This window comes from Actinomadura soli (assembly GCF_005889715.1).
GTDB lineage: Bacteria > Actinomycetota > Actinomycetes > Streptosporangiales > Streptosporangiaceae > Spirillospora > Spirillospora soli.
The window spans coordinates 1-9,660 of sequence record NZ_VCKW01000288.1 but is presented as its reverse complement, the minus strand read 5'-3'; the positions used below and the strand labels follow the sequence as shown (position 1 = coordinate 9,660).

The window sequence follows — 9,660 nt, the reverse complement described above, 5'->3', positions numbered from 1 at the left end:
CCCACCTCCTCCTCCCCGACCGCCGCCGCCTGACCACGCGCACCCGCGCCTGCCCGCGCCTGCCCGCGAGGGACGTCCGACGTCATCCGCCCTCGACGGCCGCCCGTCCACGCCGACGTCTGATCGGGACGACGTCCCACCAGGTGAGGCAGCGCCACACCCACTCCAAAGGCCCATACCAGGCATACCGCAGCCACAATGAGCTGAACGCCAACTCAACAAGGAAAACGCATATCCCCAAGGAGACGGCCATCCCATAGGCGGGATCCTTCCCCAGATCAGCGAAATGGTCGGCAAGCACGATCATCAGTGTGGCTCCGATATATCCGGTCAGCGCCATCCTCCCGAGCGGTGCCAGCACCTCCAGTGCGCCCCGAGCACGCGAGCGCAGCAACAACAGAATCAAAACCACGTACGTCGCTGCGGTCGCCAGACCCGCGACCGCCGCTAGCCGCGTCCCGGACCCTGAGCCATTACCGACCTGCCAAACATTCAGAACGACTGCAAGCAGAAGACCAACCCCAAACACAGCGGCCAAGCAGCGCCCAGACAGCCCCAGAAGCTTCTCAATCCCGTGACGCTGCGCCGCGTACCCAAGCAGGAACAGCCCCGGAATCAGCACGCTCCCGCCCCCCGTGACCAGCACGGCAGCCACAGTGACCACAGCCCCGAGCGCCAGGACGGCACGTCCGGGAAGAAACGATGCGGGCAGCAGTACGACGATGCCGACGACCGCGTAACTCAGCAGTACTTCATCGGGCTGGAGCAACCGATGCAGAGCACCGAAGGGCACCAGAAACCCGAGCCGGGCCAGCATCGCCACCCGTGGACGACAAACCTTCTCCCCGGCAGCCTCCAGAAACAATCCGAAACCAACCCCGAACAGAAACGAGAAAATCGGAAAGAACCTCTGATGCAAGAGCGTCTCGTAGGCCCAATACGCCGCTCCGCCACTCCTCCCATCCACGGGCATCCCCGTGATCCCCACGGTGTTCACAATCGAAATACCGAAGAGGGCGAACCCGCGGAGAACGTCCACCTCGGCAATGCGCGTCCGCATCCCCGGACCTCCCCTCTCGGAGCCCGAGCCAGCAGAACCACCACATCACGTCCACCCACCCCAGCGATCGGTCATCCAGCGAGCACCCGGACACGAATCTCGGGTGTTGCTCGCGGTCGGGTGGGCTGACGCATCGGCCACCGGAGCCGCGGGCGGCACATCCACCGCTGTGTGAAGGGACGGATTCATGAAGAGAACACACGCATCACGGCTGGGCAGGCGGTCAGCGGTAGGTGAGCTTGCCGAGGGCGGAGATCGACCGGGTCCGGCGGCCGGTACAGGGCGCTGCCGGGGCCGTGCTCGACCGGACTCGGTCCGGTGTCGGGCCGCCGGTGAACTCTTTAGGCCACTGGGACGGCTGGACGGCGGAAACGGGTCGCGCGGCCGCCGAGGACCGCTTCGCGCTGGGCCGCGATCGCTTCATGCGGCTGCCCCATGGCGACGCCGCTGACAGCGCTCAACCGCTCATGATGTTCCGCGCTCAACTCGACGTCGAGGGACGCCAGGTACGCGTCCAGTACGGCTCTTCTACCAGGAGGGCATCAACGCCACCGGCATGGAACGCCTGACCGAGGTCGCGCACGTTTCGAAACGCACCTTCTACCAGCACTTCCCCAGCAAGGACGCGCTGGTCGAGGTCTACCTGCGGCGTTTCGACACCGAGGCGCCGCTGGCGCGGGAACGTGTCCTGGACGACGAGCGCCTGGCTCCGCGCGAACGCCTGCTCGCCCTCTTTGAGGCGCCAACGTCCGGGAGCGTCCTGCGCGGTTGCCCGTTCCACAACGCCCGCGGCCGTCGAGGTGTCCGACACCGCCGCGCCCGTCCGAGCGCTCGTGGCCACGCGGCGCCGCCGAACAACTCCTCAACGCCGCCCTACACCCGTAACACCCCGGTCCGAGACACCCCCGGCCTGAGGCATCCCCACTAACCCTGCTTTGACCTGCGGAAATAAACATGGGCGGCTGATCGCGCGAATGGCATTCGCGGTCGGCGCGGCGGGCAAGACGGCCTCCGGTCGGATCCGCGCCGGACGTGGTCCGCGCATTCGACGTCCACGATCACCTGGTCACGGATAGCCGGACGGACGCACGATCACAACGGAACGCCCGCACGCGGCAGGACGAGCGACTGGAGGCGCCCGTAGGACGATCAGGAGCGCGCTGGCAGGCCCGCGCCCACCCGGGCGCGGGCCTGCCACAACGCATTATTCGGCCGAGCTGGTACTTCAACTTCTGCCGTACGGGCCGCTCCACGCCCGTGACAACTGGACGATCGCCTCGCGGCGGATCGGGTCAGCTGGCGACGAGTTCCTGCTCGTCAATGTCGACCGACCGCTCGTACTCCTCCTTCGCGGTCTCCAGCAGGTCGCGCCACGATCGCACGTCCGGCCGCCGACGCAGCAGTGCACGGCGCTCACGCTCGGTCATGCCGCCCCAGACACCGAACTCGATCCGGTTGTCGAGGGCGTCGGCAAGGCACTCCGTGCGCACCGGACAACCGCGGCAGATCATCTTGGCCCGGTTCTGCGCCGCTCCCTGCACGAACAGGGCGTCCGGATCCGCGTTACGGCAGGCGGCGCGGGCGGTCCAATCCGTGATCCACATCTTGGCCCCACTCCCCTAGGGTCTGTGTGTCGATTTGCGCTCCTTGGCCGGACGGGCGCGGACGTCAGGCCGCCAAACGAAAGCCGTGGGGAAGAACTTACGGAAGCGAGGGACGTTTCAACAGCCCCCGATGGGCCCATTCTCGATATAGCCCACCAGGGCCATATCACCGGAACGGACTAGTTACCTGTAGTTGACGCGCCAGACACGGCGCGGGTTGTCATCTTGAGGGCATAACGGACGAACGTCGCGACGTCCCAGGCCCGGAAGGTATGGCTACGGGGGCCCTGTCCCGAATGCACTGGTCATCCCGCGTACCCTAGACCGCGTGCGCGTTGCGAATACGGATCGGATGAAGGCGGCGTCGACGCTGTTCAGGCTCCTCGGCGCCGGAGTCGTGGCCGGCGTCCTGGTCGCGTTCATCGCGCTGCCCGCCGTCGGCAGCGCGGGGCTGACCGCCCGCGACGCCGCCAACAACTTCGAGGACATGGACAGCCAACTGAAGACGACACCACCGTCCGAGAAGACGGTGGTGTACGACTCGGGTGGCAAGCAGATCGCCACGTTCTTCGACAAGTACCGCGAATCCGTCCGGCTGGACCAGGTCGCGCCCATCATGCGGCAATCGATCATCGACATCGAGGACTCGCGGTTTTACGAGCACGGCGCCCTCGACCTGAAGGGCACCATCCGCGCGCTGGCGTCCAACGTGGAGTCCGAGCAGACGCAGGGCGGCTCGACCCTCACCCAGCAGTACGTCAAGAACCTCCTCGTCGACGCCGCCAAATCGCCCGAGGAGTACCGCGAGGCCACCGCGCCCACCGTCGGACGCAAGCTCCGCGAACTCCGCTACGCGCTCGACATCGAGAAGCGCATGACGAAGGACCAGATCCTTGAGGGCTACCTCAACATCTCGTACTTCGGCGCCGGCGCGTACGGCGTCCAGGCAGCGGCCAAGCGGTATTTCAGCGTGCCGGCGTCCGAACTGACCCTCGGCCAGGCCGCGCTGCTCGCCGGCATCACGCAGAACCCGACGGCCTACGACCCCATCCGCAACCCGACGGACGCGCGTAAGCGGCGCGACGTCGTCCTCTACCGGATGGCGCAGCTCGGGCACGTCAGCAAGGCCCAGGCCGACGAGGAGGCCAAGAAGCCCATCGAGCTGAACCGCACCGACCCGGTCGGCGGGTGCGAGACCAGCAGGGTGCCGTACTTCTGCGAATACGTGAAGTACGACCTGCTGAACATCCTGTCGAACGGCAAGTACTGGCAGCTCGAACCGAAGGATCAGCAGAACGTCGTCAACAAGCTCAACCGGGGCGGCTACACGATCCGCACCACGCTCGACATGCAGGACCAGCGCGCCGTCGACAGGGCCCTGCGCTCGACCGTCCCGCCGGGCGGCAACCGCGTCGCCGCCGAGGCGATGGTGGAGCCCGGCACCGGCAAGGTCAAGGCGATCGGGCTGAGCAAGCGGTTCGGCCCGGGCAAGGGCAAGACGACCATCAACCTCCCCGCCGACTCGCGGCACGGCGGCGGCAACGGCGTGTCCGCGGGCTCGACGTTCAAGATCTTCACGCTGGCCGCCGCGATCGACCAGGGCATCCCGGTCAGCACGACGATCAACTCGCCCGAGACGACGACCATCGGCGGCTTCCAGCCGTGCAAGTACACCGGGATGTACCAGGGCAAGAAGGTCAAGGACGCGCTGATCGGCGGCGGCCCCTGGACGGTGTCCAACGCGGGCGACAGCGAATCGGGCAACTTCAACCTCAAGACCGGCACCTGGCACTCGGTCAACACCTTCTACGCGCATCTGGAGAAGCGCGTCGGCGTCTGCAACGCGGTCAAGATGGCCGAGGAGTTCGGCATGAAGCAGGGCAACGGGAACCCGCTGCTGCCGATCGCGTCCCAGGTCCTCGGCGTCAACGACGTCGACATGGTGCACCTCGCCGCCGCCTACGCCGGCTTCGCCGCCCGCGGCAAGTACTGCGCGCCGGTCTCGGTGACGGAGGTCGTCGACCCCGAGGGCAAGAAGGTCGAACTGCCCAAGCAGGACTGCCACCAGGCCCTCGACGTGGACGTCGCCGACAAGGTCAACTCGATCCTGCAGGGCGTCCTCACGAAGGGCACCGCGGCGGGACGCGGCATCGGCCGTCCGGCCGCGGGCAAGACCGGCACCTGTGAAAGCCACTCCTGCGCCGTGTTCGCCGGCTTCACCCCGAACCTCGCCGCCGCAACCGCCTACTGGGACTTCCGAGGCCCCTGGCAGTACAAGGTGTACGGCGTGTACGGCGCGGGCATTCCCGGCGGCATCTGGCAGCAGAGCATGCAGAGCGCGCTCGCCGGAGACCCGGCCCCCGGCTTCCGGACCCCGACCCGCGACTTCGGCGACACCGCCCGCGTCCCGCAGGTGAAGGGCGCCACGGTCGCCGCCGCCACCGCCGCGCTCCAGGGCGCCGACCTGCAGGCCCGCGTGGCGCCCGCGTCCGTCCGCTCGAACCAGCCGAAGGGGACGGTCGTCTCCACCTCACCGTCCGCCGGCAGCCAGGTCCCGCCGGGGACCACCGTCATCCTCTACGTGAGCAACGGCAAGGGCCGCCGCGGAGGCAACGACGGCCCCGGCAGCGGCTGGCCCCCCTGGGGCGACTAACGCCATTTACTGGACGAGCTGGCGCTTCACCTCGGCGGCGACGCGTCCACCCTCGGCGCGTCCCGCCACCTTCGGGTTCACGACCTTCATGACCTGCCCCATCGCGCGCGGCCCCGCCGCACCGGTCTCGGAGATCGCGTCCGCCACCAGCGCCGTCAGCTCCGCGTCGCCGAGCTGCGCGGGCAGGTACTCCTCCAGCACCTCGCCCTCGTCCCGCTCCGCCTGGGCCTGCGCCTCGCGCCCGGCGTCCCCGAACGCGGCCGCCGCCTCGCGCCGCTTCTTCGCCTCCCGGGTCAGCACCCGGACGACGTCGTCGTCGGACAGCTGCCGCGACCGCTTGCCGGCGACCTCCTCGTTCTTGACCGCCGTCAGCGCCATCCGCAAGGTGCGCGTGCGCACCTTGTCACCCGCCTTCATCGCGGCCGAAAGGTCGGTCTCCAGCTTCTCCTTCAAGGTCATGCACCACATCATGCCCGTACCGCACCGGGAGCCTCATCGGGATTACCACGCGGTGCAATTCTCTGGAAGCATGGGAGGCGTGCGAAAGTTCTACGCCGTGCCCCTGGCACTCCTGGGCGCGGGCGCCGCGACCTTCGGGTACGCCTCGGTGATCGAGCGGAACTGGTTCCGCCTCCGCCGCATCGACGTCCCCGTGCTGCCGCCTGGGCGCACGCCGGTGAAGATCCTGCACATCTCCGACGCGCACCTCACGCCCGGCCGGTCCCGCCTGATCCGCTGGGTCCGTTCGCTGGACGCCCTGGAGCCGGACCTCGTCGTCAACACCGGCGACTCCATCTCGCACCGCGACACGATCGGCCCCTTCCTGGACGCCCTCGGCCCCCTCCTCGACCGTCCGGGCGTCTTCGTCTACGGGTCCAACGACCTCTTCTCCCCGATCTTCAAGAACCCCCTCCGCTACATCTGGCGGACCAGCAAGTCCGACTACGACCGGCATCGCCGCGAGCCCGACCTCCCGTACCGCGAGCTCGGCTCGTCCCTCCAGGCCGCCGGCTGGCTCGACCTCAACAACCGCATCGGCCGCCTCAAGGTCGGCGAGCTGGACGTCGAGTTCGGCGGCATCGACGACTCCCACATCAACCGCGACCACTACGACAAGATCGCGGGCCCGGTCGACCCGCAGGCGGACGTCCACCTGGGCGTGATGCACTCCCCGGAGCCCCGCAACCTCGACCGGTTCACCGCCGACGGCTACGACCTCCTCCTCGCCGGCCACACCCACGGCGGCCAGGTCTGCGTCCCCTTCTACGGCGCCCTCGCCACCAACTGCGGCATCGACCGGCCCCGCGTCAAGGGCCTGCACCGGCACCGCGGCTCCTGGCTCCACGTCTCCGCCGGCCTGGGCACGTCCCCCAAGGCGCCCATGCGCTTCTGCTGCCCACCCGAGGCGTCTCTCCTCACCCTCGTCCCCCGCGTATGAACGACGGCGCCCGCTGGAAAACCGGCCGCCTGTCCGTCACGCTCTACGACTTCTTCGTCCAGAACCGCGTCCTCGCACGCCCCGCGGCCCGCCTCCTGTGGGACTACGACATCCGCCACCTCCACCAGGCGATCGCGGCCCAGGACCCGTCCGCCCTCACCCTCGACATCCCCTGCGGCGGCGGCATCGCCGTCCGGGACAACCCCCGCCACGTAGGCGTCGACCTCTCCTGGACGATGCTCACCCGCGCCCGCCGCAAGACGAAGACCCTCCTCCAGGCAGACATCTACGCCCTCCCCTTCCCAGACTCCATCTTCGACCTCTGCGTCACCTACAACGGCCTCCACTGCCTCCCCGACCCGGCAACGGCCGTACACGAACTGACCCGCGTCCTCCGCCCAGGCGGCACCCTCCGCGGCACAACCCTCGTCCGGAACACAGCCCGCCGCACCGAGACCCTGTACACCTTCATGCGCCGCCAAGGCATCTTCGGCCCCTCAGGCACCCTCACCGACCTCCGAACCTGGCTCACCGACGCCGACCTAACCGACATCCACCTGACCCCCAACGGCGCCATGACCGGCTTCACCGCCCGCCGCCCGAGGCCCAGGTAAATGGGGACGCACCACCCCCGGACATCCGCTAAGGTGGACTAGGCGCCGGGAGACCGTACGACTCCCGGGCAGCCACCACCGGGGTGTAGCGCAGCTTGGCAGCGCGCTTCGTTCGGGACGAAGAGGTCGTGGGTTCAAATCCCGCCACCCCGACAGAAAACCGCCAGGTCAGAGGCCGGTTCTCCAATGGAGACCCGGCCTTTTGGTCGTTCGGTCGTCATTCGACCGTGAGACGGAACGTTACCCAGCGCCCCTGAACACACTCCCACGAGCCTCCCGACAAGTGGGCTCTGGCAAGCCGAGGCCGCTCGAGTTCAGCCCCGCACACCCGGCTCCCTGCAAGTCGCCGCAGTGACCGCACAACAATCTCCCGGATTAGGCACCGCTGCCGTCGCGACAGCGAGGGTCTGTGGCGCTTGCGCGGACGAGGTGGCGCCGTCCGAGGACTCTCGCGCGGTGGGACGTGGTCTGGCCGCAACCTTGGCAAAGTGTCGCTACTCGGGCATACCCTCCATTTATGGATCTCTCGCCCATCACGCGTGAGGCTGTGCTGGATGCGATCGCCGAGTGCGACCGCTTGGGGCGCGAGCGGTTCCGCGAGGAGTACGGCTTCGACCCTGCGCGCCGGTACTTGCTGCACTACAACGGCGCCTATTACGACTCCACGGCCATTGTGGGCGTGGCCTACCGTTCCGTCGCGGGCAGGCCGCTAAGCGCCCGGGAGTTCTCCGGCGGACACGAGACCGTCGGCAGGCTCCTTTCTCGGCTGGGATTCGAAGTGATCAGCGATGAGCCTCCTCCGCCTCTATCGCGGCTCATAGCTCAGTTGCGAGGGCTGCGCGTCGCCAGTACGGCGGACGGGCCGGCCAGGCATCAGCCAATCGTTCTTCTGTGGGCCCTGGGTCGTGCCGCAAACCGGAACCCACGGCTGGTTTCCTGGACCGACGCTCACGCTGAACTTCGTGGTCTCCTGCGTGAGTACGGTCAGCCGCGTTCAAGGCCCCGGCCAGAGTTCCCAATCCTCGCCTTGGCACACACCGACCTGTGGGAATTGCGTGGTCACGCCGGGCCCATTCCGGCCGCGCACGGCGAGCCTCTCAGCTGGATGGAAGAACACGACCCGCACGGTGGGCTGTTGCCTTGGGCGTACGAGTTGGCCGCCTCTTCCGAGGAGGCGCGCGGTGAAGCCATCGCAGAACTCGGCCACCGCTTCTTCGACGGCGCGGTCCCCCAAGCGCTGCTCAAGGATGTGGGTCTTCAGCCTGTGCATTCGGACCATGGCACGCGGCACGGCCACAGCGACCTTGAGGCCTACCAACGTCTTTGCCATAATGTCGAAGCCGCCGAGGCACGTGGCGACCATAACCGCACAAGCCGAACGACTAGCGAAACGCCCGTACGTTCTTCATCTGCAGTGAAAGCGGTACTCTTGCGCAGCCTCGGTCGCTGTGAGAACCCGGTGTGCGTCGGCCAGCCTGACGACGTCACCGACCAGGGCGAGCCCATCCTGGAAGTCGATCATGTCGAGGACCGCGCGAACTGGGGCCGGGACCACCCGATCCAGATGATCGCGCTCTGCCCCAATTGCCACGCCATCAAAACCCGAGGTCAGACCCGCGAACAGCTGCGCGAACTCCTCCTCACCGAGGCGCGCTCGCGCCACACCGCCTGGGAGGCCCTAGCAAGGTCGCTCGTTAACCTGGGCTGAACAGGTCGGGAGTCTCTACGCTTTGTCGAATCAGCCTCTCGCCGATCTGAGCTGCGGGAAGCAAGGGGGTGAACGGCCTGGCGCCGCTGCAGGCACTCGGCCGCGCAGCCAACTGGCCAGTCGGTGATGAAGGAACGCTCACGGCACGTCCGGGTCGAGCGGCTCCTGGGCCGGAGGGTGGACGTTGAGGTCGCCAACGTCACCATTCACCTCGTCCGCAACAACGGTCGTCCGGCGGGCACATGGAGACGACGGTACGAGGCATCACCACGGACCACCCCGCGGACCTCGCCAAACTCTCCGAAACGCTCAGGGAGTTGCGCGCGAGGGCACTCCTTCGTTGCGTCGCGGCGGTTTGTGGGTGGTGGGTGTGTACGCTCGCGTGGCATGTATGAGATCGCCCGTATGGCTGGGTTTCTTGGGGCTCATGGCGTCTGGAGTGTGTCTGATGGCGAGACGCTGGTTCCCATGCTCGGCCATGAGGACGCCGGCGGTCGGCAGGGCATGGAGCGCCTGGTGCATGATGACCTCGGTGACGCCGCCAAGGCTGGTCAGGTGGCCTTGGAGGCGGGGCGGGCTGGGT

The 9,660-nt window shown here is 67.9% G+C and carries 8 protein-coding genes, 1 tRNA gene and 1 pseudogene; 7 read left to right on the top strand and 3 right to left on the bottom strand.

Annotated elements, in window-relative coordinates; all coding sequences use genetic code 11:
• Positions 1–82: 82 nt before the first annotated feature.
• Positions 83–1,060 (bottom strand): DUF418 domain-containing protein, encoded by a 978-nt coding sequence (locus tag ETD83_RS35335; protein ID WP_138649554.1) that lies wholly within the window; start codon positions 1,058–1,060, stop codon positions 83–85.
• Between the two features lie 529 nt (positions 1,061–1,589).
• Between ETD83_RS35335 and ETD83_RS35330 the strand changes: the two are divergent.
• Positions 1,590–1,988, top strand: a pseudogene (locus ETD83_RS35330) (TetR/AcrR family transcriptional regulator); the annotation flags it as partial.
• Positions 1,989–2,352: 364 nt separating this feature from the next.
• Here the strand turns inward: ETD83_RS35330 and ETD83_RS35325 are convergent.
• On the bottom strand, positions 2,353–2,664 hold the full coding sequence (locus ETD83_RS35325) for a WhiB family transcriptional regulator (RefSeq protein WP_131969361.1): 312 nt from the start codon (positions 2,662–2,664) through the stop codon (positions 2,353–2,355).
• A gap of 328 nt (positions 2,665–2,992) precedes the next feature.
• Here ETD83_RS35325 and ETD83_RS35320 point away from each other — a divergent pair, with 328 nt between their 5' ends.
• Positions 2,993–5,317, top strand: a complete 2,325-nt coding sequence (locus tag ETD83_RS35320; protein ID WP_138649552.1) for a penicillin-binding protein — start codon at positions 2,993–2,995, stop codon at positions 5,315–5,317.
• A 6-nt stretch (positions 5,318–5,323) separates the two neighbouring features.
• On the opposite strand, the gene ETD83_RS35315 is transcribed toward ETD83_RS35320, so the two are convergent.
• Positions 5,324–5,776: a GatB/YqeY domain-containing protein gene (locus tag ETD83_RS35315; RefSeq protein WP_205718050.1), complete on the bottom strand. Its 453-nt coding sequence runs from the start codon at positions 5,774–5,776 to the stop codon at positions 5,324–5,326.
• A 79-nt stretch (positions 5,777–5,855) separates the two neighbouring features.
• On the opposite strand from ETD83_RS35315, the gene ETD83_RS35310 reads away from it, so the two are divergent.
• From ETD83_RS35310 to ETD83_RS35290, 5 genes are all read left to right on the top strand, one after another.
• Positions 5,856–6,755 (top strand): metallophosphoesterase, encoded by a 900-nt coding sequence (locus tag ETD83_RS35310; RefSeq protein ID WP_230421394.1) that lies wholly within the window; start codon positions 5,856–5,858, stop codon positions 6,753–6,755.
• Complete coding sequence (locus tag ETD83_RS35305; protein ID WP_138649549.1) at positions 6,752–7,369, top strand: class I SAM-dependent methyltransferase; 618 nt, start codon at positions 6,752–6,754, stop codon at positions 7,367–7,369. Before ETD83_RS35310 ends, ETD83_RS35305 begins: the two co-directional genes overlap by 4 nt.
• 79 nt (positions 7,370–7,448) lie before the next feature.
• Positions 7,449–7,522: transfer RNA gene (locus ETD83_RS35300), tRNA-Pro, on the top strand.
• A 364-nt stretch (positions 7,523–7,886) separates the two neighbouring features.
• Complete coding sequence (locus ETD83_RS35295) at positions 7,887–9,077, top strand: HNH endonuclease signature motif containing protein (protein WP_138649548.1); 1,191 nt, start codon at positions 7,887–7,889, stop codon at positions 9,075–9,077.
• A 387-nt stretch (positions 9,078–9,464) separates the two neighbouring features.
• A partial coding sequence (locus tag ETD83_RS35290; protein ID WP_205718049.1) for a hypothetical protein occupies positions 9,465–9,660 on the top strand: 196 nt, incomplete at its 3' end.

What these genes read in the sequence shown, in the direction of transcription:
- ETD83_RS35335 (WP_138649554.1), bottom strand. Translation starts at nt 1,060, where the DNA reads ATGCGGACGCGCATTGCCGAGGTGGACGTTCTCCGCGGGTTCGCCCTC.
- ETD83_RS35325 (WP_131969361.1), bottom strand. Translation starts at nt 2,664, where the DNA reads ATGTGGATCACGGATTGGACCGCCCGCGCCGCCTGCCGTAACGCGGAT.
- ETD83_RS35315 (WP_205718050.1), bottom strand. Translation starts at nt 5,776, where the DNA reads ATGACCTTGAAGGAGAAGCTGGAGACCGACCTTTCGGCCGCGATGAAG.
- ETD83_RS35305 (WP_138649549.1), top strand. Translation starts at nt 6,752, where the DNA reads ATGAACGACGGCGCCCGCTGGAAAACCGGCCGCCTGTCCGTCACGCTC.
- ETD83_RS35295 (WP_138649548.1), top strand. Translation starts at nt 7,887, where the DNA reads ATGGATCTCTCGCCCATCACGCGTGAGGCTGTGCTGGATGCGATCGCC.